This window comes from Acidovorax sp. 1608163, from assembly GCF_003669015.1.
Lineage (GTDB): Bacteria > Pseudomonadota > Gammaproteobacteria > Burkholderiales > Burkholderiaceae_C > Acidovorax.
On sequence record NZ_CP033069.1, the window covers coordinates 784,640 to 809,923 of the forward strand.

Here is a 25,284-nt window from a genome sequence, read left to right on the forward strand (position 1 = left end):
AAAGGCCCTGGGCCGCGCGCGCATCGGCGTTGCGCTGCACCAGCGGCCCCCGGAGACAAGCACCATGCCACAGCGTTTCAAGAAAAATAGGCCGCTAGCGCGCTTGGATAAAGCGCTGGCAGCTATTGTTTTAGTAGTAACAGCCACCACGGGCATGCTGGGCGCGGCACCCGCGCAAGCCCAGGTGCAAGGCTCCTGGCCAGACAAGCCCCTTAAGCTGGTGGTGCCGTACCCGGCCGGTGGCAATGCCGACAACACCGCGCGCCTGCTGGCCACGCAACTGGGCCAACGCCTAGGCCAGCAGGTGGTGGTGGACAACCGCCCTGGTGGTAGCGGCACCATTGGCGCGGCGGCGGTGGCCAAGGCCCCGGCCGATGGATACACGCTGCTGCTCGATGCCACGGCCTTCACCGTCAACCCCAGCCTGTTCCCCAAGCTGCCGTTTGATGCGGTCAAAGACTTTGCGCCCATCTCGCTGGTGCTGCAGGTGCCACTGCTCATGGTGGTGCCCACGGCATCGCCCTTTCAGTCGGTGGCCGATGTGGCCAAGGCCGCCAAGGCGCGGCCGGGCCACCTCACCTACGCATCGGCGGGCAACGGCGGCGCGCAGCACCTGGCGGGCGAGCTGTTCAAGCAGGGGCAGAAAGTGGCGATCACCCACATCCCGTACCGGGGTGGGGCACCTGCGCTCACCGACCTGATCGGCGGGCAGGTGGATGTGATGTTCAGTGCCACCACGGCCAGCGGGCCGTTCGTCAAAAGCGGCAAGCTGCGGGCGCTGGCCATCACATCGCCCCGCCGCGCTGAGGGCTGGGAGGCCGTGCCCACCGTGGCCGAGTCGGGTGTGCCGGGCTTTCAGGTCAGCGAGTGGAATGGCTTGTTCGCCCCCGCAGGCACGCCGCGCCCCGTGCTGGAGCGGCTGGAGGCCGAAACCCGCGCCATCGTGGCCAGCCCCGAGATGAAGAAGCGCTTTGCCGAACTGGGCGTGCAGGGCGTGGGCTCCAGTGCGCAGGAGTTCAGCAGCTTTTTGAAAGCCGAAACCACGAAGTGGGCCGAGGTGATTCGCACCAGCGGCATCCGCATTGATTGAAGGAGTCTTCGCCATGTTGAAGAAAAATACACCTCTGGCGCTCGTCCCTAAAGCGCTGGTAGCTATGATTTTGATAGCGTATGGCGCCGCCCATGCACAAGCAGGTGCGGCAGGCTACCCCACCAAGCCCGTGAAGCTGGTGGTGGGCTTTGCCGCCGGTGGCCCCACCGACGTGGTGGCGCGCGCGTTTGCCGACCACGCCAGCAAGGCGCTGGGCCAGCCGTTCATCATCGACAACAAGCCGGGCGCGGGCACCATCATTGCCGCCCAGGCCGTGGCCAGCGCCCCGGCCGATGGCTACACGCTGCTGTTCGGTGCCACCAACCACACCATGATTCCGGCGCTGTACCAGGGCCGCGTCAAGTTCGATGCGGTGAAGTCCTTCCGCCCCCTGTGCACGGTGGCCAGCAGCCCCACGGTGCTGGTGGTGGCCCCCAGCCTGCCGGTCAAGACACTGGCCGATTACCAAGCCAAGGCCCGCGCCGAGCCCGGCCGCGTGACGGCGGGCACCGCCGGGGTGGGCAGCTCGGGCCACTTTGCCACCGAGATCTTTGCCCGCGCCCAGGGCCTGCAGCTCAACCACGTGCCCTACAAGGGCGCCGCGCCCGTGGTGACGGACCTGATGGGCGGGCAACTCGACAGCTCCTTCGCCACCCTGGGCTCGGTGCTGCCGCAAATCAAGAGCGGCAAGCTGCGTGCGCTGGCCGTGGGCGCGCCCCAGCGCTCGGCCCTGGTGCCTGAGGTGCCCACGTTTGCCGAAGCGGGCGGTGGCCACTACGCTGCCGACGTGTGGTACGGCGTGCTGGCCCTGGCAGGCGTGCCCGAGCCCATCGCCCAGGCGCTGGAGCGCACGGCCGCCGACTTTGCCAAGAGCGAATCGGCCGCCGAAAAGCTGCGCGGCCTGGGGATGGATGCCGAATCGGTGTGTGGCAATACCTTTGCGACCCGTGTGGCCCGCGAAGCTGCAACGTATAGCCAGATTGCCAAAGCGCTCGATCTCAAAGCTGATTGAGCCGCCCTGTTGTAGAACCTAGAACTGATTGGAGACACGTATGTTTCGCTTCCTCAAACCCCTGATCGCTGCCTGCGCCCTGGCCGCTGGCGTGGCCCACGCCGCCTTCCCCGAGCGGCCCATCACCATCGTCGTGCCCTACGCCCCCGGTGGCGCGGCCGATGCCGTGGCCCGTGTGGTGGCCACCCGCCTGGGCGCCAAGCTCGGCGGCAGCGTGATCGTGGACAACAAGGCCGGTGCCAGCGGCACCATTGGCGCCAGCTTCGTGGCCAAGGCCCCGGCAGATGGCTACACCATGCTGTACGACGCCACGCCGTACTCCATCAACCCGCACCTGTTCCCCAAGATGCCGTATGCCGCCAACGCACTGCAGCCGCTGTCGCTGGTGCTGCTGGCGCCCAACGTGCTCATCGTGAAGGCCGATGCCCCCTACAAAAACGTGGGCGAGCTGATTGCCAAGGCCAAGGCGCAGCCAGGCAAGATCAACTTTGCCTCAGGCGGCAGCGGCACGGTGCAGCGCCTGGCGGCGGAGCTGATGGCCCAGAAGCTGGGCCTTGACATGGTGCATGTGCCCTACAAGAGCGGCGGCCCCGCCATCACCGACGTGATGGCCGGCCAGGTGGACTTCATGTTCGGCACCGTGGCCGCCACTTACCCGCATGTGGCGGGCGGCAAGCTGCGTGCGCTGGCCGTGTCGGCGCCTGAGCGTTCCAAGCGCCTGCCCGATGTGCCCACGGTGGCCGAGGCGGCCATCCCCGGCTATGAGGCCTATGAGTGGAACGGCGTGTTCCTGCCTGCGGGTGTGCCAGCAGAGGTGGCCACCAAACTGCAGCAGGCCCTGCAAGAGGTGCTGAAAGAAGACGAAGTGAAGCAGCGCCTCGCCGACCTGGGCGCCCAGCCCATCGGTTCGACGCCCGCAGACTTTGCCGCCTTCCTGAAGAAGGAAGACGCGAAGTGGGGCGAGGTCGTGAAGAAGGGCAATATCAAGCTGGATTGACCGATGCCTTTGCCAGCGCTGACCACACCCGTGCCGCACTCTGTGGGCCTGAACCGCCCGCAGCGCCGGTTACTCCCCGGCGCGTGCGACAGCCACATGCACATCTTTGACCCGCGCTTTGCGCCGTCAGCCCACTGGCCGCGCACGCCACCGGTGGCGCCTGTGGCGGTGTACCGGCAGCTGCAGGCGCGCCTGGGCAGCACGCGCGCGGTGGTGGTCACGCCATCGACCTACGGCACCGACAACGCCTGCACCCTGGATGCGCTGGACCAGTTGGGCGACGCTGCACGCGGTGTGGCCGTGGTGGGCCACGGCGTGGGTGCCGAAGAGCTGAGCCACCTGGCTGCGTGCCGTGTGCGCGGGCTGCGGGTCAATTTCGTCTCACCCCAATCGTGGGGCACCACCACGCCCGCCATGCTGGCCACGCTCGCGCGCAAGGTGGCCGAGCACCCGGCGTGTGCGGGCTGGCATATCCAGATCTTTGCGCAGCCGGAGCAGCTCATCGCCCTCGCGCCCCAGTTGCATGCGCTGCCCGTGCCCCTGGTCATCGACCACCTGGGCCGCATCGATCCCGCCGAAGGACCGGCCGCAGAGGCCTACGGCGTGGTGCGCGGCCTGCTCGATGGTGGCAACACCTGGGTCAAGCTCTCGGGCGCCTACATGCGCTCGACCGTGCACGGCCCCAGCTACGCCGACACCCTGCCGCTGGGCCAGGCCCTGGTGCAGGCCGCGCCCGAGCGCCTGGTGTGGGGCAGCGACTGGCCGCACACCACCGAGACGCCCGGCACCGTGAACGATGCCGATTTGGTGGACCTGCTGCAGGCCTGGGCTGGCAGCGACGCGGCCATGGACCGCATCCTGGTCGACAACCCGGCGCGGCTGTATGGTTTCGATGCCGTTCCCGCCGCCTGAACGAATTGGAAAGACCCCACCATGTTTTTGTTGCAAGCCCCTGAGGTCCGCGATCTCGACCTGTTCACCTCCATGCCCGAGCCCTTTCGCCGCCGCGAGCGCAGCGACTGGGCTGACGCCAACCGGGGCGGCACCATCACCGATTCGTTTCTGGAAGGCCCGGTGTTCGACGACGCAGGCAATCTCTACGTCAGCGACATCCCCTGGGGCCGGGTCTTTCGCATCAACCCGCAGGGCGACTGGGCGCTGGTGGCCGAGTACGACGGCGAGCCCAACGGTCTCAAGTTCTTGAAGCCCGGCACGCTGCTCATCACCGACTACAAAAACGGCCTGATGCAGCTTGACGTGGCCACGGGCGCCGTCACCCCGTACCTGCAGCGCCGCAACAGCGAGCGCTTCAAGGGCGTGAATGACCTGATCTTTGACGCCGAAGGCAACCTCTACTTCACCGACCAGGGCCAAAGCGGCCTGCACGACCCGAGCGGCCGCCTGTACCGCCTGCGGCCCAATGGTCAGCTCGACTTGCTGCTGCACAACGTGCCCAGCCCCAACGGCGTGGCCCTGTCGCCCGACGGCCGCGTGCTCTACCTGGCCGTGACGCGCGGCAACTGTGTGTGGCGCGTGCCGCTGCTGCCTGATGGCAGCGTGGCCAAGGTCAGCCAGTTCTTCACCTCGTATGGCCCCAGCGGCCCCGACGGCCTGGCCGTGGATGCCGAGGGTCACCTGCTGGTGGCCAACCCGGGCCTGGGCTATGTGTGGGTGCTGAACCATCGGGCCGAGCCCGTGCAGGTGCTGCGCGGTGCGCCGGGCAGCTCGACCACCAACCTGGCCTTTGGCGGCGAGGGCCGGCGCACGGTGTATGTGACCGATTCGACCCACGGCCGTGTGCTGCGCGCCGAAATGCCTGCGGCGGGCTTGCCACTGCACCGGGCATAAAAAAACCGCCAGCGCTTTACAGCACCTGGCGGCTCTTTCAGACCCCGGTTCAGACCGAGGTCAGTGCGGGCTTACTTGCCTGCTTTTTCAGCCTTGCGCTTGGCGGCCTTGGGGTCCACCACTGCCTTGAACTTGGCACCGGCCACGAACTTGGGCACGGTGGTTGCAGGGATCTTCAGGGCTGCGCCGGTGGAGGGGTTCTTGCCAGTGCGTGCAGCGCGCTTGGCGGACTTGAAGGTGCCAAAGCCCACGAGTTGGACGGCATCGCCCTTCTTGACGGCAGTCTGGACGGTGTCGATCAGGGTTTCCAACACAGCGTTGGCGGCTGCTTTGGACAGGTCATTCTTGGAAGCCAGGATTTCAACGAGTTCTGCGCGGTTCATAGATGCTCTAGGTTAAAAAAGTTGAAGATGCCCGGTTTATAGCGCAATCGCCGCTGCTTGCGTTGCTTGCGCTCAGTACCGCAGCGGATTTTCTGGCAAAAAAGAGGGGCATTGCCCCCGTCAGCGGGACTTCAGGCGCCCCACCCAGAAGTCTCCGGCAAATTGGACCAGGCTCACCAGCACGATGAGCACCGCGATCACGGCGACCATCACGGTGGTGTCAAAGCGCTGGTAGCCGTAGCGGATGGCCAGGTCGCCCAGCCCACCGGCGCCCACGGCGCCTGCCATGGCCGATGCCCCAATCATGGACACGAGGGTGATGGTGAAGCCCCCGATGATGCCGGGCAGGGCCTCGGGCAACAGCACATGGCGCACGATGTGCCAGCGCCTGCAGCCCATGGCCTGTGCGGCTTCGATGAGGCCCTTGTCCACCTCGCGCAGGCTGACTTCGGCAATGCGCGCAAAGAAGGGCGTGGCGCTGATGGACAGCGGCACCACCGCCGCCCACAGGCCAATGGTGGAGCCCGTGATGAGCCGTGTGAGCGGGATCAGCGCCACCAGCAACACAATGAACGGGGTGGCGCGGAACGCGTTGATGATGGCCCCGGCAATGCGATTGAAGCGGGGCCAGGGCAGGATGCCACCGGGGGTGGTCAGCACCAGCAGCACCGCCAGCGGTGTGCCTGCCAGCAGCGCAATGCCGCCGGAGACGCCGACCATGGTGATGGTGTCCAGCAGCGCCAGCCACAGGCGCTCGAGCATGATGTCAGACATAGCCCAGCTCCTTCGCGTGGTGGGCCAGGTGGCCCAGAACCAGGGTTTCCGCCGGGACGTTGCTGCGCGTGGCGATGATGAGGCGGCCATGGGCATGGCCCTGGATGCGGTCAATGCCGCCATGCAGCAGCTGCGCCTTGTGGCCCAGCGTGTCGGCAATGCGGCCCAGGTCGGGCTCGATGCCGCCCTCGCCGGTGAAGGTGAGCTGCAGCACGCGCAGCGCCTCGCCCGTGGCGGGGGGCGCAGGCTGAATGCTGTGCAGCAAATCGTGCGGAAGGCCCTGCTCCACGGTGCGCAGCAGGGCGCGGGTGGCATCGTGCTCGGGTTGCCCAAACACCTTCCACACGGGGCCTTGTTCGGCAATGCGCCCTTGCTCCAGCACCACCACCTGGTCACAGATTTCGCGGATCACGCTCATCTCGTGGGTGATGAGCACGATGGTCAGGCCGAGCTTGCGGTTGATGTCGCGCAGCAGCGCCAGGATGGCGTGGGTGGTCTCGGGGTCCAGCGCCGAGGTGGCCTCGTCACACAGCAGGATGTCGGGGTGGTGCACCAGGGCGCGGGCAATGCCCACGCGCTGCTTTTGTCCGCCCGACAGGCGTGCCGGGTACACGTTCTGCTTGCCGTCCAGTCCCACCAGGTGGAGCAGTTCGTTCACCCGCTCGCGCACCTGCGCGGGCCGCACACCGGCCACCCGCAAGGGCAGGGCCACGTTGTCAAACACCGTTTTGGCCGACAGCAGGTTGAAGTGCTGGAAGATCATGCCTACGCGCCGGCGCAGGGCCACCAGCCCGTCTTCGTCCAGCGTGGCAATGTCTTGCCCTGCCACGTACACATGCCCGGTGCTGGGGTTTTCCAGCCGGTTGATGGTGCGCAGCAGGCTGGATTTGCCCGCCCCGCTGCGCCCGATGATGCCGAAGATGCTGCCTGCAGGCACCGACAGGTCAATGCCCTGCAGTGCGTCGACGGCCCCCGTGCTGGCGGCGTAGACCTTGCCGACCTTGTCAAAACGGACGGCATCGTGGCGGGGCGAGCCGATGGTGTCTGCCCCGCTGGCGGGGGAGGCCGTGGCCACCGTGTGGGGCGTGGGGAGGTGGGTGGTGCTGGGGGCTTTGCGTGAGGGCTTTGCTCGCGAAAGTACGCAATACCGGGCAGCAAGATGCGGTTCAGTGACATGGGGGGCTCCTGGTCAGGGCTGTGGGGCGGTGCGCGTGGGGCGTGCTGCCGTCGGTGGCTGTCAGCCTTTGGGTTGCCAGGCCAGCGTGTAGAGCTTGGCGTCGTTGGCGTTGGACTTGAACAGCTGTTCGCGCACAGCGGGCGACTCTTGGTAGAGCTGGATGAAGCGCAGCACCCGGGCGTCTGCCACTTTGTCCTGGCGTGTCACGAAGCGAATGGCGTAGTAGTTGTCCGAGATGCCGGAATACAGCAGCGCCGAGCTGGCAATGTCGCGCTTGCCTGCGGCCACAAAGTGGCTGGGGTAGCCCTGGGCCAGGTCCAGGTCGTCGATGGCGCGCACCAGCTGGGGGCCTTCCACTTCCAGCAGCTTGAGCTTCTTGGGGTTGGCCACCACGTCGTTGACGGTGGCGCGGGTGCCCACGCCGTCTTTGAGCTTGATGAGACCGGCCTTCTCCAGCAGCAGCAAGCCCCGGCCCTGGTTCACGGGGTCGCTGGCCACGCCCACTTTGGCGCCTTCCTTCAGGTCCTCAAAGCGTTTGATGCGGTAGGAGTACAGGCCGATGTTGGACAGCACGCCCACGCCCGCCACGCCAAATTTGTAGCCGCGTTCTTTGATGGCGTTGTCCAGAAAAGCCTGGTGCTGAAAGTAGTTGACGTCGATGTCCCCGGAGGCCAGGGCTTCGTTGGGGGTGGTCCAGTCGGTGAACTCGACCAGCTTCACGTCCAGCCCTTGCTTCTTGGCTTCCTGGATGGCGACTTGCACCGAGTCGGCCAGTGCGCCGGGGGTGACGCCGACCTTGAGCGTCTGTGCGGTGGAGGCCAGGCTCCAGGTGGCCAGCAGGGTGCCGGTGAGTGCGCTTGCGATGGCCAGGGCGATGCGTCGGGTGGTGGTGTGCATGGGTGGGTTCCTTGGGGTGGGTTGCTGCAGGGGTGGCCGTGCCTTACTTGCTGAGCCAGGCCAGCGTGTAGAGCTTGGTGTCGCCGCCAAACGATGTGTGGGTCTGGTCGCGCACGGCTTGTGCTGACTGGAAGATCTGCACAAACTTGCGCACCCGTGGGTCGTTGACGTTGTCTTTGCGTGTGACGAAGCGGATGGCGTAGTAGCTGTCCGAGGCCCCGGTGTAAAGCAAGGCCTTGCTGGCCACCTCGGGCTTGCCAGCGGAGACAAAGTGTGCGGGGATGCCCTGGGCCAGGTCCACGTCGTCAATGGCGCGCACGAGTTGGGGGCCTTCCACTTCAATGAACTTGAGCTTTTTGGGGTTGCTCACGATGTCGTTCACCGTGGCCCGGGCGCCCAGTCCTTCCTTGAGCTGGATGAGCCCGGCTTTCTCCAGCAGGCCCAGGCCCCGGGCCTGGTTGACGGGGTCGTTGGCCACGCTCACGCGGGCGCCTTCCTTGAGTTCGCTGAAGTTCTTGATCTTGTAGGAGTACAGGCCAATGTTGGGCAGCACGCCCACGCCGGCCACATCAAATGGGTAGCCGCGCTGACGGATGGCGTTGTCCAGAAACGCTTGGTGCTGGAAGTAGTTGATGTCCAGATCGCCAGAGGCCAGGGCCTCGTTGGGTGTGGTCCAGTCGGTGAACTCGATCACCTTCACGTCCAGCCCTTGCTTGCGGGCCTCGGCCGCTGCGGCGTGCAGGGCGTCGGCATGCACGCCGGTGGATGCGCCTACTTTCAAGGTCTGTGCCTGTGCGCCCAGGGCGATGGCCAGGGTGGCGAACAGGGTGCTCAGGATGCGTGCGGGGTAGGTCATGCGGGGCTCTCTTCCGTGGTCGGTGTGGTGGTGGGTGTGGCGCTGTGTGCCGTGGCCGGTGGATGGGCCGCCGCAGGGGCGGCATGCCGCCAGCGGGCGGCGGGGTGTTGGTCGGGCAGGCGATCGCCTTTGCCAAACAGCTTGTGGCGCAGGCTGCCCTGCGTGTAGCTGCTTTTGTGCAGGCCCCGGTTCTGCAGCTCGGGGACGACGATGTCGATGAAGTCCTCAAAGCTCTCGGGCACCACGGTGCGTGTCAGGTTGAAGCCGTCCACGCCGGTGTCGTCCACCCACGATTGCAAGGCATCGGCCACTTGGTCGCCGGTGCCGACGATGGCGGGGTAGCGGCCTCCCAGGGCGTATTGCTCCAGCATGCCGCGCCGCGTCCACCCCTGGCGCTTGGCCAGAGCCACGGCCGATTGGATGGAGTTGGTCTGGCCGTAGGCAATGGGCTCGTCCAGCCCGTAGCGTGCAAAGTCGATACCGGTGCCTGCGGCAAAGTGGGCCAGGCCAGCCTCGGGGTTGGCGTAGCGGCGGTACTCGGCGTCTTTGTCGCGGGCCTCGGCCTCAGTGTGGCCGGGCACCACGCTCACGCCCAGCACGATCTTCAGGTCCTCTGGCGCACGGCCTGCGTCCGCAGCGGCTTGCCGCAGGGCGACCACGCTCTCGCGCACGAGGGCTTTGTTGTTGCCCGAGATGAAGACGGCCTCGGCATGGCGGGCGGCAAAGGCCTTGCCCCGGTCGGACGTGCCTGCCTGGTAGATCACGGGCGTGCGCTGCAGTGAGGGGGCCGTCAGGTTGACGCCCTCCACCTGGTAGTGGCGCCCGTGATGCGCGATCTTGCGCACGGCGGCGGGGTCGGTGTAAATGCGCGCGCCCTTGTCGGCTTTGACTGCATCGTCGCGCCAGCTGCCTTCGAGCAACTGGTAGAACACATCGAGGAACTCCTCGGCCTGGTCGTAGCGGTCGTCGTGGCCGATTTGCTGGGGCAGGCCAATGGCGCGGGCCGCGCTGTCGAGGTAGCCGGTGACCACGTTCCAACCAATGCGGCCCGTGGTGAGGTGGTCCAGCGTGCCAAAGCGGCGGGCCAGCAGGTAGGGGTGTTCGGTGGTCGGGTTGACGGTGACGCCAAAGCCCAGGTGCTGGGTGACGGCCGCCATGGCAGAGACCAGCACCACCGGGTCGTTCACCGGCAGTTGGATCGACTCGCGCAAGGTGAGGTCGATGCCCGCTTGGTACACGTCGTACACGCCCACGATGTCGGCGATGAACAGGCCGTCGAACAGCCCGCGCTCAAGGGTGCGGGCCAGGTCGGTCCAGTAGGGCAGGGTGTTGTACTCGGTGGATCGGTCACGCGGGTGCGTCCACAGGCCATGGTTGATGTGCCCCACGCAGTTCATGTTGAACGCGTTCAGGACGATGGGCTTGCGTTGGCGGGTGGTGGGTGTGGGGCTCATGGGTGGGGGCCTTAGGCTGCAGTGGCCAATGCGGCTTGCGCAGGGGTTGCGAAGGGACGGGGGCTGGGCGCTGTGGAGGGCGCTGCGTGGGCAGGCGGGTGGGCCCCGTCTGTGGCTGCGGTCAGGCTGCGGGCCAGGCCTGAGAGCACGGCATCGGCCTGGGGTGGGTTGAAGCGGTGGCACTGCACGTCGCGCAACATGCGCTCCAGCGGGTGCTGGCGCGACAGGGCCTGGCCGCCAACGATCTCCACCGCCAGTTGCACCACTTGCGTGGCGCAGCGGCCCACGGCCACTTTGGCCACGGCCACGGCGTCGCCCAGGTGTTCTTGCAGGTGCGGGTTGCGCTCCCAGTGCTCGGCTACGCCGTAGAGCTGGCTGCGGGCGCTGGTGAGCAAGAAGGCGATCTCGCCCAGCTTGGCCTGCACGGCCGGGGCGTCGATCACGGCCTGGCCGCCCAGGCTGGCGGCGCGGTAGTTGCGGGCAAATGCCAGGGCTTCATCGCGGGCGGCTTCGGCAATGCCCAGGTACAAGGCGGGCAGCTGCAGGCCCCAGGCCCGGCTGCCGATGGAGAAGCTGCTGGGGCGATCAGGCCCCGGGCCGTAGCGGTGCACCAGTGCGCTGTCGGGCACCCAGACGTTGCGCAGCTCGATGTCGTGGCTTTCGGTGGCGCGCATGCCTGCCGTGTCCCAGGTGTCGATGATGTGCACCCCCTCGCCGCGGGGGACCAGAAACTCGCCGTAGGACGCTTCGCCCTCAATGCGGGCGTACACCACCATCTGCGCCAAGGCCGGGGCCGATGAGCAATAGGCCTTGCGCCCCTGCAGCACCCAGCCTTGGGCGCTGCGCCGGGCCACGGTGCCGGGGGCTGCACCGCGCATGAGGTTGCCGTGGTCGCGTTCGGTCACCAGGATGTTGATCAGGTGGCCTTTGTGCACCACGTCGTGCGCCAGGCGGGCGAAGGCCTCGGCGGGCCACGAGGCGGTGTGCGAGAGGCAGCCCAGCGCCATGAGGTGCCAGCCCAGACACAGCGCGGTGGCGGGCGCCACGCGCCCCAACTGGTTTTGCCAAAGCAGCGTGCGGTACAGCGAAAGGCCCTCGCCGCCCAGGGCCCTGGGCAGGGTCAGCGCCAGGGCGCCGTCGGCGCGCAGCAGGGCGAGGTGGTCGTGCGCGAAGCGGCCGTCACGGTCGTGCTGCGCCACGCTGGGCGCCATCTGGCGGGCCAGTGCGTCGGCGCGCTCAATGGTGGCCTGGTCCAGGGCATCGCGCACGCGGGTGTCCAAGGTGCTCATGGGGTGTTGCGGGGCGGGGCAGCCAGCGGTGATGTCAAAACAGGCCGGATGTGGGAGGCTGCGTGCCGGTCAGCAGCCAGTTGCCCACGGCTGCGGCCTTCCATTGGCGGGGGTTGTGGTTGGCCACGGTGCGCGCGTTGCGCCAGTGCCGGTCCAGGTTGTGGGTGCGCAGCGTGGCGGTGGCGCCAGCCACGTCAAACACCAGCTCTGCGGCCTTCAGGGCCGCCTGCACGGCAAAGTGCTGGGCCTGGGCGACCTCGATGGATGCGGTGGTCAGAGCCTCTTGCGTCAGCCCCGCGTGCCAGGCGGCATCGATGGCCAGGGCGGCGCGCAACACGGCGCCTTCGGCGGCATAGGCCTGCGCGGCAATCTGGCCCACGGTCTCTTGCACATAGGGGTCGTCCACCGAGCGGGTGGCCGTGCTGTGCTTGATGGGGCGGGCGTGCTCGCGGGTGAAGGCGATGGCGTCGTTGAGCGCATTGCGGGCGATGCCAGCCTCCACCGCAGCCAGCACCAGCTGGTAGTACGGGGGCAGGGGCGAGCGCCGGTCGCGGGGCATGGAGGGGCGAATCTCTTGCGGTTGCACTTCGACCTGCGTGAACACCGTGGTGCCGCTGGCCGTGAGGTGCTGGCCGATGGCGTCAAAGTCGTCCACCAGGTCCAGGCCAGGGCGTGCGCGTGGTACGACGAAGCCGGTCTCCTGGCCGTTGTCGTCGAGGGCGAAGGAGCTGACCCAGTCGGCGTACAGCGCGCCGGTGCTGTAGAACTTGGTGCCGGTGATGTGCCGTTGGCCTGTGTGCGGGTCTTGCGTGATGCGTGCGGTGATTTGCCCGTTGGGGCCGCCACGCTCCCACCCTGCGTTGCCAAAGATTTCGCCGTCTAGCAGGCGGGGCAGCCAGTGCTGCAGCTGCGCGGCATCGCCTGCCGCCAGCAGGCTTTCGACGAAGCCAAAGCCGGGGCGCAGGGCTTGCGCGATGTTGGAGTCGGCGGCGGCAATGTCCAGTAGCAACTCGAACAGGTCGCGCACCGTGCCCCCTGGCCCCCCGTGCTGGCGGGGGATGCGCAGGGCGAACAGGCCTGCCTCGGCCAGAGTGCGTATCCAGGCGTAGGGCAGTTGCCTGCTTCGTTCGCGGTGAGATGCGCCGGCCGCGATTTCGGGCAGCAGCACTTTGATGCGTGCCCGCAGTTCGGCGGCATCGCCGGGCACTTGCACCACGCCGGTACGGTGCGGGACAAAGCCGGATTCTGGCGTGGCGGGGGCGGCGCGAAGGGCCGTGGGGGTGGGCGATGCGCGGTCTGCGGTGGTGCTGGTGTGGCTCATGGCGGGCTGAGGGATCAAAAGTGTCGGTCGATGATCCAGCGACCTGGCCTGCGCGCCAATGAATCATTCCGTCTATCCATATGTGGAGCCCGACGCAGGGGCTGCCTGCCCTGTCAAAACCCTGGTCGCAGCGTTGGTCCCAGTAGGACATTCTGGGAAGAGTTTTAGATGAAAAGTGGCTCTAGCGCTTGATTGATAAGCGCTAGGTGCTATAAAAATAATAGCAATTAATGGCTGAGAAGGCGGTGGTTGCGTGGAGGCCTCTGACGGCGGGTGGGCCGCCAAAGGGGCGCGGCAGAGTCGGCGGCGTGGCGCGAACCAGGCGTGCAGGCTGTTTACAAAATTCAGCAGTTTTTCTGGGGTTGCGTTGCTGTAATCGGGGGGGCTCCCAGCCCCCGCATGGGGGAACACCAACAAGGCGCATGCCGTGGGGCCTGATGGGCTGGCGCTGTATTCAAAAACACCGAGAGAGAGGGATTTCCCATGATGTATTCCGTATTTCGCAGGCACCGCTGGGCGGTGGCTGCGCAGGCTTTGGCCCTGCTGGCCGCTGGGTGCGGCGGAGGCGATGGCGCGCAGTCGGGCGTGGCCGATGCGAACCAGGCCGCAGAGGCGGTGACAGCGCAGGCCAAAGCGGCAACGGCCGAGGTGGAGCTGGTGGCGGTGCAAGCCACGGCCAGCTCGGCGGAGCGGGGCGACTTGTCAGCGGCGGCGGCAATCGACAAGAACCCGGCGACCCGCTGGGGTAGCAGCTTTTCAGACAACCAGTTTTTGGTGCTGGACTTCGGCAAAACGGTGGCCATCGACCACGTGAAGATCCAGTGGGAGGCCGCCTACGCCAGCAGCTACCTGCTGCAGGTGTCTAACGACCAGGTCACCTGGACTACGGTGAAGGCCGTGACGTCGGGGCAGGGCGGTGTGGAGGATTGGAGCGGCCTGGCCGCCAGCGGGCGCTACCTGCGCATGCAGGGCGTCAAGCGCTCGGGGGGTACGGATATTCGATTTATGAAATCAGCGTTTTCTCAGGCGAGCAGGTGGCGCCAGTGCCCACTCCGGTGCCAACCACTCCCACCGACCCCACGCTGCCGCCCGATGTGCTGACGCGCCCTGGGGTCGCACTCAGGCCTGTGGCGGTCACAGCGTCGTCGGCCGAGAACGGTGGCACGGCGGCGGCCATGGCCGTGGATGGCAACGCCAGCACGCGCTGGGCCAGCAAGTTTGAGGACAACTCATGGATTCAGTTTGACTTTGGCCAAGTGGTCTATGTGGGCGCGATGAAGCTGGTGTGGGAGAACGCCTATGCCAAGGAATACGCCATCGAGACCTCGGACGACGGTGCGTCGTGGGCGCCGCTGCGCTATGTGGGCAAAGGCACGGGCGGCACCGAGGAGTTTTTGAACCTGGGGGCTAAAACCCGATTTGTCCGCATTCGCGGGGTGGCGCGTGCGACGCAGTATGGTTATTCGCTGTTTGAGGTGGAGTTCAAGGCGCCGGGGAGCGACAACACCATTGCCCCCGTGGCCCCTGTGGCGCTGGCTTTCCCGGCCAACGGCGCGGGCCTGGTGCCGCTGCCCAAGGCGCAGGAGCCGTTGGAGACCCTCCAGTTCAAGCTGGCCGATGGCACGCTGGTGACGCGCTTTGGTGCCCGTGCGATGGGGCGCCATGGCCGTGAGCGCGGTGAGGAGTGGAACGAGGTGGGCTACGGCCCCAATGAAACGGTGGACGCGGCCACCGGTGCGCCGCGCGACAAGGGGCCGGGTGCTTATCTGCCCTTTGTGCCGCAGTATTTCAAGAACCGTACCTGGGGCCTGGAGATTCTGGACAACAGCCGGGTGCCGGGCGTGACCAAGCCGACCTTGCAGGTCAACCAGTTCAACACGGTGGATTTTCTGGTGGGCGGCATTGCGTTCTTCCGGGGCTTTGATCGGGTGGGAGTGACGGGCTACGGGTGGATGAACCCCGGCGAGGTGGTGGGCAACCCCAGCATTTGCCCTCCCATGCCATACCCGGCCAGCGGCAAGCTGGGCAATCCGATTTGCTCCTTGCTTATCAAAAATTACCCGGGCCATAGTGCGTTGGATGCCGATGGCTTCCCCAATGGCAAGAACGTGCCCGCCCGTTCGCTGGTGGTGGGAGATGTGATTGAAGTGGCGCCTTCCATGTTCTCTACGCGGGAAGCCATGGCCGCACGGGGGGACGATGGCGGCATCCGTTACTACTCGGGTGAGTGGGTCTATGTGGTGGGCACGGGGCTGGTGCCCTGGTATGGCGTGCAGCCTCGGCTGAACTCGGTTCCGTTGCCTGCAGACACCCTCACCGGAGGGCTCGGGTCTGTGTCGTACAACTATTCGGACAATGGCGACCAGATGTTCCAGCAGCCCCAGAACCACACGGGCATGCAGAACATGCAGCGGTTTGTGGAGGGGCGGCGCATCATCCACACGAACTTCACCACCGGTGACCACAACGAGCCAGGCAATGACCGCTATGCCGCGGCGGTGGGGTTGCAGGGCACGCGTTTCAATCAATCGGCCTGCGTCGCTTGCCACGTCAACAATGGCCGCAGCCCGGCGCCCCTGGCTGCCAACCAGCGTCTGGATCAGATGGCCATTCGCACCGCTTCGCTGGGCGCCAATGGGCAGCAGTTGACGCACCCGGTGTATGGCGCCGCCGTCCAGATGAACGCGGTAGCGGCCGGTGGCAGCAAGCGCGATTGGGGCAACGGTGTGCGGGTGTCAGGCTTTCAAAAGCGCACGGTGCGCCTGGCCGATGGGCTGGTGGTGGAGTTGTCCAAGCCGACGCTGGCATTCGATGGGCCGGTGCCTGAGGTTTATTCCTTGCGTGCTGCGCAACCGATGCTGGGCGGTGGGCTGCTGGAGGCGATCGCAGAGGCCGATGTGCTGGCGCGGGTGCGCAGTGCGCCGGACGAGGATGGCGTGAAGGGGGTTGCCAACTACGTGCTGGACCCCGAGACGGGCGAGACCCGCTTGGGCCGTTTTGGCTGGAAGGCATCGAAGGCGAGCCTGCGCCACCAGGCGGCAGCCGCTCTGGTGCTGGACATGTCCGTCACCTCTCCGGTGTACCCGCAGCGCGCTTGCGTGGGTGGGGCTGCCACCTGCAAATCTGGGGCAGCGGAGCGCGGTATCTCTGAAGCGGATCTGCAATCCATCTCCAACTACCTGGCCCTGGTGGCCGTACCCGCCCAGCGCAGTTTGCCCAGCGGCTTCCCCAAAGGCGTGGCGCCGCTGGACGAGCACCGAGTAGATTCTGCCCAGGTGGTTTTGGGCTCCAAAATCTTCCAGTCGGTGCGCTGCACCGCATGCCATGCGGCTGAGATGAAAACGGGCACGGGCCATCTGATGGCGGAACTGAGAGGGCAGACCATTCGCCCCTACACCGACCTGCTGTTGCACGACATGGGGGCAGACCTGGCCGACCGGTACGCAGAAGGTCAAGCACAGGGCGCCATGTGGCGCACCGCGCCGCTGTGGGGCATTGGCTACTCCGACAAAGTGATGGGCAACGGCGGCAAGGCGGGTTATTTGCACGACGGCCGTGCCCGCACTTTGACGGAGGCGATCCTTTGGCATGGTGGCGAGGCCGAGCGTGCGCGGCAGCGCTTCGAAAAGCTCGGAACGGCGGACAGGGACGCACTGCTGGCGTTTCTGAGATCGCTGTGAGAACGGGCATCCCCAGGGTGCCACCACCGTAGAGTCCGCTGCGCTAACAGCAAAGCCCTGCCCCCGACGTGAGGGGCAGGGCTTTTTTGTTGAGGGGCTGAGTGGGGGCGCCTATTTGGCGGGCTTTTCCGCGTCGGACTTGGTCGTTGGATTCAGCGTCTCAGGCAGCGTGGCGCGCTGCTGTGCTTCTGGCGCACTGGGAAGGTACAGCGGCCCGCGCTGTCCGCAGCCCACAAAGGCTGCCGCACTGACTGCAAGGACAATGACCCTGACTAGAATTTGGGTTGCTTTCAACATGTGCGAATTGTAATGACCGATCTTGAATTCATGGATATCGCCGAGAAGCTCCTGCGCACAGTCGAGCGCAGTTGTGACTCGATCAACGAAACCTCAGATGCGGACATCGACAACCAGCGGTCGGGCGGGATGATTACCCTCACCTTCCCTAACCGCAGCCAGATCGTCATCAACCTGCAAAAACCGCTGCACGAGGTCTGGATGGCTGCCAAGTCGGGGGGTTATCACTACCGCCACGATGGCAGTGTTTGGCAAGACACCAAGGGCGGTGGCGAGTTCTTCGCATGCCTGAGCCGCGATGCCTCTGCGCAAGCAGGAATGCGCCTGGCGTTTCAGCAGGATTAGTCGCTCTCCAAGCAAAAGGCCCCACTTGAACGTGGGGCCTTGCCTTGGGTGGGGCTGCTGTGAGCAGCGGATTGACAGGGCCGGGAAGAGTGTTCCCAGGCCCTTTTTCTCAATTGCGGAACAAATCGAGAATGCGTTTGCGCTCTTCGGTCACAGGAGGCTGCGCGGCGGATGCAGCGGTGGGGCCCGCAGTGGGCGCTGCAGAGGGGTTGCGGTCTTCCAGCCCGACGCTTGGAACGCCGCTGCGGGCATATTCTTCGTAGAACCATTCACCGCCCATGTTCACCAACCCAGTGGGCACCTTGGGCTCTGAAACAGGGACTCCCTTGAGTGCGCGCTCCATGAAGCTGATCCACACCGGCAGGCTCAGCCCACCGCCTGTTTCACGGCTGCCCAGATTGCGTGGGGTGTCGTAGCCAATCCATGTCACTGCCGCCATGGTCGGCTGATAGCCCGCAAACCATGCGTCTACCGAATCATTGGTCGTCCCGGTCTTGCCAGCCAAGTCAGGCCGCTTGAGCGTGGCTTGCGCCCGGGCAGCCGTCCCAGAGCGGGTCACCTCTTGCAGCAGGCTGTTCATGACGAAAGCATTGCGGGCATCGATGGCGCGGTTTTGCTCTTCCAGCACGGGTGTGGTGGTCTCGGACAAGATACGGCCTTTGTGATCGGTCACCTTGGTGATGAGCCAGGGGTTGATGCGGTAGCCGCCATTGGCAAATACCGAGTAGGCCGACGCCATTTGCAACGGAGTGACCGAGCCCGCTCCCAGCGCCATGGTCAGGTAGGCGGGGTGTTTCTCGGGGTCAAAGCCGAAGCGTGAAACCCACTCCTGCGCCGTCTTGGGGCCGACGGCCTGCAAGATCCGAATCGAGATCATGTTTTTGGAGCGTGCCAAGCCCGTGCGCATGGTCATGGGTCCGTCGTACTTACCGTCGTAGTTTTTCGGTTCCCAGGGCTGTCCGCCCGTCACGCCCGCATCGAAGAACAGCGGTGCGTCGTTGATCACGGTGGCAGGCGTGAAGCCTTTTTCCAGAGATGCTGAATAGATGAACGGCTTGAAGCTGGAGCCAGGCTGGCGCCAGGCCTGCGAAACGTGGTTGAACTTGTTCTTGTCGAAGTCGAAGCCACCGACCAAGGCCTTGATGGCTCCGGAGCGTGGATCGACCGCCACGAACGCGCCTTCTACTTCAGGCAGTTGGGTGATTTCCCAGGTGTTTTTGGGTGTCTTCACAATCCGGATGATTGCGCCCCTGCGAATCTTGATATTAGGGGGCGCTTTGTCGCTCAAGCCTGATTGGACGGGCTTGAGTCCATCGCCTGTGATTTCAATGGCATCGCCATTGCCTCGGGCCACTACCACTTTTTTGGCGGACGCCTCCAGCACCACGGCCGCCAGTACGTCGCCGTTGTCCACGTGGTTGGTCAGCGCATCGTCGATGGCTTCCTCAACCTCCTGGCCAGTACCTGCAGGAAGCGAGACAAACTTTTCAGGGCCCCGGTATTGCTGCCTGCGTTCATAGTCCATGATGCCGCGGCGCAGGGCCGTGTAGGCCGCTTCCTGATCGCCCGCGTTCAGTGTGGTGTAGACGTTCAAGCCGCGCGTGTAGGCTTCGTTACCGTATTGGGTGAAGATCAACTGGCGTGCCATCTCGGCCACGTATTCAGCGTGCACGCGGGTGTTGCTCAGCCCGGAACGGATCTTGAGTTCTTCCTTCTTGGCATCCACCGCCTCTTGCTCGGTGATGAACCCGTTTTCTTCCATTCGCTCAATGATGTAGAGCTGCCGTGACCGAGCCCGCTTGGGGTTGCTGATGGGGTTGTAGGCCGATGGCGCTTTGGGCAGGCCCGCGAGCATGGCGGCTTCCGCAATCGAAATGGATTTCAGCGGTTTGCCAAAATAGGCTTCAGCCGCAGCAGAAAAACCATAGGCACGGTTACCCAAATAAATCTGATTCATGTAAATCTCAAGAATCTGATCTTTGGAGAGCATGTGTTCTAGTTTGAATGTGAGTAATATTTCGTAAATTTTGCGAGTAAATGTCTTTTCTGAGGACAGGTAAACATTTCGGGCCACTTGCATGGTAATTGTGGATGCGCCCTGGCTTTTTACCCGGCCCATGTTGGCCAGACCCGCGCGCACCATGCCCTTGTAATCGACGCCGCCATGCTGAAAGAAGCGGGTGTCTTCAATGGCGAGCACCGCATCTTTCATCACCTGCGGAATTTCCTGGATCGGCGTGAGATTGCGCCGCTCCTCACCGTACTCGCCCAGCAAGGCGCCCTCGGAGGAGAACACCCGCAGCGGCAGCTTGGGGCGGTAGTCCGCCAAGTCAGACACATCGGGAAGGTTGGGGTAGGCAACGGCCAGCGCTATGGCGATGGTCAAAGCCAAGCCAAAGGCGGCAGCGGCGGCAAGGCCTGCGCACCAAAGCAGAATTTTCAGAATGACACTCAACCATCGGCTGCCTGCGCTTCTTTTGGACGTTTTTTGCTGAGGGGTCTGATCGGGAGAGGGGGGCGTCATATCGCTCCGAATGGCTGTTCGCAGCATTATAAAAATGCTGACACAAATTTACGGTCTGGAACTTGTCTTTGGGGGCTCGGCCGTATCCATTCTTCTGGATTGGCGAGATTGCGGATGCTACGGGCGCTGAAAAAATCGTCTGGTTTTGGCAACGCTCTGCAGTTCAAAGGCGGGCAAAATTCTTTGCTGGAGAACTATCTTACTGATAGCATTGAAGTGAAGTGTTAAGTTTTGTTGCGTCATTTTGACAAGTTACAGGGGACCAATCTTGATCTCAATGGGATCTTTGTTCAGTCGCCAGGCTGCGCCTCTGCTGGGTATCGACATCAGCTCATCCAGCGTCAAGCTGGTGGAGTTAGGGCGGGACAAGGCGGGAGGCCTTGTTCTGGAACGTTGCGCTATTGAACCGCTGGAGCGGGGATGGATCACTGACGGCAACATCGAAAAGTTCGATGAGGTTGCTGAGGCAGTGCGTCGCCTTGTGAAAAAAAGCGGGACACGCACAAAGAACGTGGCGTTGGCTTTGCCTTCATCTGCCGTGATCACCAAAAGAATCACTTTGCCCGGTGGAATGACCGAGCAAGAGCTTGAAGTGCAGGTGGAGTCTGAAGCCAATCAATACATTCCTTTTTCTTTGGACGAAGTGAGTTTGGACTTCTGCGTCATCGGCCCTAGCAAGAGCTCGCCGGGGGATGTTGAAGTTTTGATCGCTGCTTCCAGACGAGAAAAAGTGCAGGACCGACAAGGTCTCGCGGAAGCCGCAGGCCTTAAGCCCATCGTTGTTGACATTGAATCGAACGCTTCCAGATTGGCTGCGGGTCGTCTCATTGAAGCACTTCCAGGCAAGGGCTCCAATGCGATGGTCGCGCTGTTTGAGGTGGGGGCTCTGACGACAAGCATGCAAGTCATGCTGAATGAAGAGGTCCTGTACGACCGAGATCAAGCCTTCGGTGGTGCGCAGCTGACGCAGTTGATCGTTCGTCAATACGGATTTTCTGTCGAAGAGGCGGAAAGCAAAAAACGAAGTGGTGACCTTCCAGAAGATTACCAATCGGCTGTGTTGCGTCCTTTCGTTGACAGCATGGCACAGGAAATTGTGCGTGCGCTGCAGTTCTTCTTCACAAGTACGCCCCATAACCGCGTTGATCACATTTTGCTTGCAGGAGGATCTGCTCCTCTGCCTGGTTTGACAGAAGCCGTGACCCAGCAGTCGGGATTTGCATGCAGTTCCGTCAACCCGTTTGACGGCATGGAAATCGGTAGCGGGGTACGTCTGAAAAAGATGGTGCGTGAGGCGCCGTCATATCTCACTTCTTGTGGGTTGGCAATGCGGAGGTTCCTGCGGTGATCTTGATCAATCTACTTCCGCACCGTGAAGCCGCGCGAAAGCGCCGCCGCGAAGCGTTCCAAGCAGCGCTGTTTGCATCGTTTTTGATGGGTTTGGTCATTGCTGGAGCCATCTATTGGTGGTTACAGTTATTGATTACTGAGCAGCAGGACAAGAATAAGTTCCTCAAGCAAGAGATTGCTGTTCTTGAAAACCAAATCAAGGAAATTGCCACGATTGAAGATGAAATTGCAGCCTTGGTTGCGCGACAAAAGGCTGTCGAGAATCTTCAGTCAGATCGGAATATTCCTGTTCATTTACTCAATGAGTTGGTTAAGCAGCTACCCGATGGCGTTTTTATCAGCAATTTTAAGCAGACAAACAAGACTGTAACGATGCAAGGCATGGCTCAGTCCAATGAGCGAGTTTCAGAGCTGCTGCGCAATCTCTCTAGTAACACCCCTTGGATTTCCAAGCCTGAACTGGTTGAAATCGTGTCTGCGAATGTGCCTCTGTCAGCCAAAGATCAGCGTCGCGTTTCTGCCTTCAAAATGACATTCACGTTGATGAGTCCTGTCGATTCGGCAAAATCTTCAGATATGGCGGCTGGCAAGGCCGGTGTGACGGGGAAACCATAAATGGCCAAGAAAAAATCCTCGCCGCAATTTGATTTTGCGGAATTCCAAGGAAAACTAACCAGACAGTTTAGCGGACTGGATACCAAGGATCCATCTCTTTGGCCTGCTCTGCCGCGGGCGCTGCTGTATGTTGTCACCGCAGTCGCTGTCGCTGTTCTTCTATGGTTTGTTGTCATCAAAGACTACGAAGCTGAGTTAGAGAAGGAGCGCAACACTGAAATTACATTGCGAGCAGATTACCAAAAGAAATTGATAAAGGCCGTCAGCCTTGATGCGTTGAAAAAACAACGTGAGCAAGTGCAACAATATGTGATTCAACTGGAGAAGCAGTTGCCTAGTAAAGCTGAAATGGCTGCGCTTTTGTCAGACATTAATCAGGCAGGCTTGGGGCGGAGTCTTCAGTTCGAGCTTTTTAGGCCAGGGCAACTGGTGGCAAGAGACTACTATGCTGAATTGCCCATTTCGTTGAAGGTCGCGGGTAAATATCATGACATTGGTGCTTTTGCGTCGGATGTGGCCCATCTCTCGCGGATTGTGACCCTGAATGATTTGTCAGTGACAGCTAATCCTAAAGATCCAAGCACTTTGACCCTAGAGGGTACTGCTCGCACTTTCCGTTATTTGGATAGTGAAGAAATTCAAGCTCAACGTAAAGCAGCTGCGACAAAAGCAGGAGGCGCTAAATGAGTGCTTGTAAAGCATTATTGGCTGTAACGGTCGCCGCTCTAACTTCCGGATGCATTTCTTCGGGCGAGGATGATTTGCGTCAGTGGATGGCCAGCGAACGTGCTCAGGCAAAACCTAGAATTACGCCGATTACGGAGCCGAAGAAATTCGAACCACAGGCCTACACCGTGGCCTCTGAGTTGGACCCATTCAACTCGCTCAAATTGACGCAGGCTTTGAAGCGTGATTCCTCGCAGACCGGTGCAAATGCAGCGCTCATAGCGCCAGAGCAAATCAGGCGCAAAGAGCCTTTAGAGGCATTTCCATTGGATGCGATGGTGATGGTTGGTAGTTTGAGTAAGAGTGGAAAACCGACTGCTTTGCTCAAAGTCGATAAACTGTTGCATCAAGTTCAGGTCGGAAGCTATTTGGGGCAAAACTACGGACGTATCCTGAGTATTTCTGAATCAGAAATAAAAATTCGAGAGATTGTTCAAGATGCAACCGGAGATTGGACAGAGCGAATGACTTCACTTGACCTACAAGAGGGTGCCAAAAAATGAAGCAACAAAGTGATTCCATAATGAAAGTTTTTCAACATACAGCTGTTGCAATCTGCATCACTTGCTTGTCAACAGCTGCGCTGGCACAGCAAGCTATTCGGTCTGTGACCGGTTCATTGCAAGGTGGGGCTGAGGTTCTTCGGGTTGATTTGGCAGAGCCTCTTGCAGGTTTGCCAACCGGCTTTGCGACTCAATCGCCTGCGCGTATTGCTTTGGATTTTCCAGGGGCCTCCAATGCAACTGGAAAAAATGCTGTTGACATCAATCAGGGTAATTTGAAGTCTGCCAATGTCGTGGAAGCTGGTGGGCGTTCGCGCATCGTCCTCAATTTGAAGCAGCCTACGTCATATCGGGCTGAAATTCAGGGTAGTGCGCTGCTTATCATGCTAGACCCCGTCAGTGCTTCTTCAAGTGCTCCTGTGCAGCAAACCGCAAAGTTTGCCGATAGCTATAACAATGAAGTTTTAACACTGAAGGACATCGATTTTCGGCGAGGCGCTGATGGGGCTGGTCGAATTGTCGTTGAATTGCCAAACAACCAAATTGGTGTAGACCTCCGGCAACAGGGCAAAGGTCTGGCCATTGAGTTTTTGCGATCAAGCTTGCCCGAGGGGCTGCGTCGGCGTTTGGATGTGGCTGATTTTGGGACTCCCGTTCAGTCAATCACCACGACTCAACAAGGCGACAAGGTGCGCATGCTTGTCGAGCCCATAGGTGATTGGGAGCACAGTGCCTATCAGAGCGACAATCAATTTGTCATCGAAGTTCGGCAGAAGAAAGTCGATTTATCAAAATTAACCCAAGGCCCTAATTACAGTGGTGAAAAGCTTTCTTTGAATTTTCAAAATATTGAAGTTCGATCTCTGTTGCAGGTGATTGCTGATTTTACTAATTTCAATATTGTCACTTCTGATACGGTTACCGGTGCGCTGACCCTTCGATTAAAGGATGTGCCTTGGGATCAAGCCTTGCAGATCATTATGGATGCCAAGGGTTTGGGTATGCGCAAGACCGGTAGTGTTTTGTGGATTGCACCAAAAGATGAAATAGATGATCGTACCAAAAAAGATTATGAGGCGGCACTTTCAATTCAAAAGCTAGAGCCATTAAGAACTCAAGCATTTCAGTTGAATTATGCTAAATCAGTGGATATGGTGACGCAGCTGACTACCAGTTCTTCTGGTGCCAGTGGTGGTGGAACGTCCAATAGATTTCTTTCTGAGCGAGGAAGTGCTATATCGGAGCCTCGTACCAATCAGATTTTTGTGACGGATACTCCAAATAAACTGGAGGAGGTTCGTAAGCTGCTTTCAACATTGGATGTCGCAGTGCGTCAGGTGATGATTGAGGCGCGCATCGTTGAGGCTCGCGATACTTTTGGCCGCTCGCTTGGTGTAAAGCTGGGTGGGGGTGATCTTCGTGCACAGTTGGGCGGTGATGGTGGCTATGGAATCGGTGGAAATAACCGTGTCGCTTTTGGAACGAGTTACGCAAACGCCACAAGTTCTGCGGGCTATGGAAGTACAGTCAATACTGGTGGAACATTTGTTAATTTGCCAGCATCGCTTTCTGGTGCCGATAATTTCGGATCTTTCGCTCTTTCTATATTTAATTCGGCAGCGAATAGATTTTTAACTCTTGAACTTTCGGCCATGGAGGCGGATGGGCAGGGGAAGATTGTGTCTAGCCCGCGTTTGATCACTGCTGATCAAACCAAGGCTTTGATTGAACAGGGTACAGAGTACCCATACTCTGTAACTGCTCCCAATGGGGCCACTACCATTGCGTTCAAGAAGGCAGTTTTGAAGTTAGAGGTTACCCCTCAGATTACTCCCGAGGGAAATATTATTCTTGATTTGGATGTCAGTAAGGATAGCAGGGGCGAGACCACAACTCAGGGTGTTGCTATTGATACAAAGCACATTAAGACGCAGGTCCTGATTGAGAATGGCGGAACGGTGGTGATTGGCGGTATTTTCGAAATGGAAGAATCCAATCAGGAAAATAAGATTCCTTTATTGGGTGATGTTCCTGTTGTTGGTAATTTGTTTAAAAATAGAACAAAAGAATCGGTCAAGCGTGAGATGTTAGTTTTTATAACGCCAAAAGTTATTACGGATCGCACCGTTAGTCGTTGATTCTTTTT

23 protein-coding genes are annotated in these 25,284 nt (G+C 61.8%); 13 read left to right on the plus strand and 10 right to left on the minus strand.

All coding sequences use genetic code 11. The features are described 5' to 3' along the window. The first annotated feature begins 64 nt into the window (after positions 1-64). Genes EAG14_RS03535 through EAG14_RS03555 form a run of 5 tightly spaced genes read left to right on the plus strand, consistent with a single transcriptional unit; the run spans position 65 to position 4,947 of the window. On the plus strand, positions 65-1,090 hold the full coding sequence (locus EAG14_RS03535) for a tripartite tricarboxylate transporter substrate binding protein (protein ID WP_121728075.1): 1,026 nt from the start codon (positions 65-67) through the stop codon (positions 1,088-1,090). A 13-nt stretch (positions 1,091-1,103) separates the two neighbouring features. After that, a complete protein-coding gene (locus EAG14_RS03540; RefSeq protein WP_121728076.1) occupies positions 1,104-2,102 on the plus strand; it encodes a tripartite tricarboxylate transporter substrate binding protein in 999 nt (332 codons plus the stop codon). Between the two features lie 40 nt (positions 2,103-2,142). After that, positions 2,143-3,099, plus strand: a complete 957-nt coding sequence (locus EAG14_RS03545; RefSeq protein WP_099730093.1) for a tripartite tricarboxylate transporter substrate binding protein — start codon at positions 2,143-2,145, stop codon at positions 3,097-3,099. A gap of 3 nt (positions 3,100-3,102) precedes the next feature. Next, on the plus strand, positions 3,103-4,011 hold the full coding sequence (locus tag EAG14_RS03550; RefSeq protein ID WP_121728077.1) for an amidohydrolase: 909 nt from the start codon (positions 3,103-3,105) through the stop codon (positions 4,009-4,011). A gap of 21 nt (positions 4,012-4,032) precedes the next feature. Next, positions 4,033-4,947: an SMP-30/gluconolactonase/LRE family protein gene (locus tag EAG14_RS03555; protein ID WP_099656609.1), complete on the plus strand. Its 915-nt coding sequence runs from the start codon at positions 4,033-4,035 to the stop codon at positions 4,945-4,947. 71 nt (positions 4,948-5,018) lie between these two features. Here the strand turns inward: EAG14_RS03555 and EAG14_RS03560 are convergent, their stop codons facing one another. The 8 genes from EAG14_RS03560 to EAG14_RS03595 all read right to left on the minus strand — a co-directional run bounded on the left by EAG14_RS03560 (position 5,019) and on the right by EAG14_RS03595 (position 13,098). Then, positions 5,019-5,330 (minus strand): HU family DNA-binding protein, encoded by a 312-nt coding sequence (locus EAG14_RS03560; RefSeq protein ID WP_099656608.1) that lies wholly within the window; start codon positions 5,328-5,330, stop codon positions 5,019-5,021. A 120-nt stretch (positions 5,331-5,450) separates the two neighbouring features. After that, positions 5,451-6,104 carry a methionine ABC transporter permease gene (locus EAG14_RS03565; RefSeq protein ID WP_099742016.1) on the minus strand — a complete coding sequence of 218 codons (654 nt, stop codon included), beginning with the start codon at positions 6,102-6,104 and terminating at the stop codon, positions 5,451-5,453. Next, positions 6,097-7,179 (minus strand): methionine ABC transporter ATP-binding protein, encoded by a 1,083-nt coding sequence (locus EAG14_RS03570; protein ID WP_121728078.1) that lies wholly within the window; start codon positions 7,177-7,179, stop codon positions 6,097-6,099. The genes EAG14_RS03565 and EAG14_RS03570 overlap by 8 nt, the downstream gene beginning before the upstream one ends. A gap of 162 nt (positions 7,180-7,341) precedes the next feature. Next, on the minus strand, positions 7,342-8,178 hold the full coding sequence (locus EAG14_RS03575; protein WP_099656605.1) for a MetQ/NlpA family ABC transporter substrate-binding protein: 837 nt from the start codon (positions 8,176-8,178) through the stop codon (positions 7,342-7,344). Positions 8,179-8,221: 43 nt separating this feature from the next. Next, positions 8,222-9,034, minus strand: a complete 813-nt coding sequence (locus tag EAG14_RS03580; RefSeq protein WP_099742014.1) for a MetQ/NlpA family ABC transporter substrate-binding protein — start codon at positions 9,032-9,034, stop codon at positions 8,222-8,224. After that, positions 9,031-10,488, minus strand: a complete 1,458-nt coding sequence (locus EAG14_RS03585; protein ID WP_099742013.1) for an LLM class flavin-dependent oxidoreductase — start codon at positions 10,486-10,488, stop codon at positions 9,031-9,033. The genes EAG14_RS03580 and EAG14_RS03585 overlap by 4 nt, the downstream gene beginning before the upstream one ends. An 11-nt stretch (positions 10,489-10,499) precedes the next feature. Next, positions 10,500-11,777 carry an acyl-CoA dehydrogenase family protein gene (locus tag EAG14_RS03590; protein ID WP_121728079.1) on the minus strand — a complete coding sequence of 426 codons (1,278 nt, stop codon included), beginning with the start codon at positions 11,775-11,777 and terminating at the stop codon, positions 10,500-10,502. A 34-nt stretch (positions 11,778-11,811) separates the two neighbouring features. Further along, positions 11,812-13,098 (minus strand): acyl-CoA dehydrogenase family protein, encoded by a 1,287-nt coding sequence (locus tag EAG14_RS03595; RefSeq protein WP_121728080.1) that lies wholly within the window; start codon positions 13,096-13,098, stop codon positions 11,812-11,814. Between the two features lie 483 nt (positions 13,099-13,581). Here EAG14_RS03595 and EAG14_RS23195 point away from each other — a divergent pair, with 483 nt between their 5' ends. Continuing rightward, entirely contained in the window at positions 13,582-14,199 is a 618-nt protein-coding gene (locus tag EAG14_RS23195; protein ID WP_240456924.1) for a discoidin domain-containing protein, read from the plus strand. Next, positions 14,154-16,778 carry a di-heme oxidoredictase family protein gene (locus tag EAG14_RS03600; RefSeq protein ID WP_240456925.1) on the plus strand — a complete coding sequence of 875 codons (2,625 nt, stop codon included), beginning with the start codon at positions 14,154-14,156 and terminating at the stop codon, positions 16,776-16,778. Before EAG14_RS23195 ends, EAG14_RS03600 begins: the two co-directional genes overlap by 46 nt. A 111-nt stretch (positions 16,779-16,889) precedes the next feature. On the opposite strand, the gene EAG14_RS03605 is transcribed toward EAG14_RS03600, so the two are convergent. Further along, positions 16,890-17,075 carry a lipoprotein gene (locus tag EAG14_RS03605; protein ID WP_121728081.1) on the minus strand — a complete coding sequence of 62 codons (186 nt, stop codon included), beginning with the start codon at positions 17,073-17,075 and terminating at the stop codon, positions 16,890-16,892. Positions 17,076-17,087: 12 nt separating this feature from the next. Here EAG14_RS03605 and cyaY point away from each other — a divergent pair, with 12 nt between their 5' ends. Further along, entirely contained in the window at positions 17,088-17,420 is a 333-nt protein-coding gene (gene cyaY / locus EAG14_RS03610) for an iron donor protein CyaY (RefSeq protein ID WP_121728082.1), read from the plus strand. Between the two features lie 109 nt (positions 17,421-17,529). On the opposite strand, the gene EAG14_RS03615 is transcribed toward cyaY, so the two are convergent. Beyond that, the gene (locus EAG14_RS03615) at positions 17,530-19,944 is read right to left on the minus strand and encodes a penicillin-binding protein 1A (RefSeq protein WP_121728083.1); all 2,415 of its coding nucleotides are present in this window, start codon (positions 19,942-19,944) and stop codon (positions 17,530-17,532) included. Positions 19,945-20,212: 268 nt separating this feature from the next. Between EAG14_RS03615 and EAG14_RS03620 the strand changes: the two genes are divergently transcribed. The 5 genes from EAG14_RS03620 to pilQ are packed head-to-tail and all read left to right on the plus strand — an operon-like array spanning position 20,213 to position 25,276. Next, on the plus strand, positions 20,213-21,292 hold the full coding sequence (locus EAG14_RS03620) for a pilus assembly protein PilM (protein ID WP_099656598.1): 1,080 nt from the start codon (positions 20,213-20,215) through the stop codon (positions 21,290-21,292). Beyond that, positions 21,289-21,909 (plus strand): PilN domain-containing protein, encoded by a 621-nt coding sequence (locus EAG14_RS03625; RefSeq protein ID WP_121728084.1) that lies wholly within the window; start codon positions 21,289-21,291, stop codon positions 21,907-21,909. The genes EAG14_RS03620 and EAG14_RS03625 overlap by 4 nt, the downstream gene beginning before the upstream one ends. After that, positions 21,910-22,596, plus strand: coding sequence for a type 4a pilus biogenesis protein PilO (locus EAG14_RS03630; RefSeq protein ID WP_121728085.1), 687 nt, complete (start codon positions 21,910-21,912; stop codon positions 22,594-22,596). Next, the gene (locus EAG14_RS03635) at positions 22,593-23,138 is read left to right on the plus strand and encodes a pilus assembly protein PilP (protein ID WP_121728086.1); all 546 of its coding nucleotides are present in this window, start codon (positions 22,593-22,595) and stop codon (positions 23,136-23,138) included. The genes EAG14_RS03630 and EAG14_RS03635 overlap by 4 nt, the downstream gene beginning before the upstream one ends. A 20-nt stretch (positions 23,139-23,158) precedes the next feature. Further along, positions 23,159-25,276 carry a type IV pilus secretin family protein gene (gene pilQ / locus EAG14_RS03640; RefSeq protein WP_240457020.1) on the plus strand — a complete coding sequence of 706 codons (2,118 nt, stop codon included), beginning with the start codon at positions 23,159-23,161 and terminating at the stop codon, positions 25,274-25,276. The last annotated feature ends 8 nt before the right edge of the window (positions 25,277-25,284 follow it).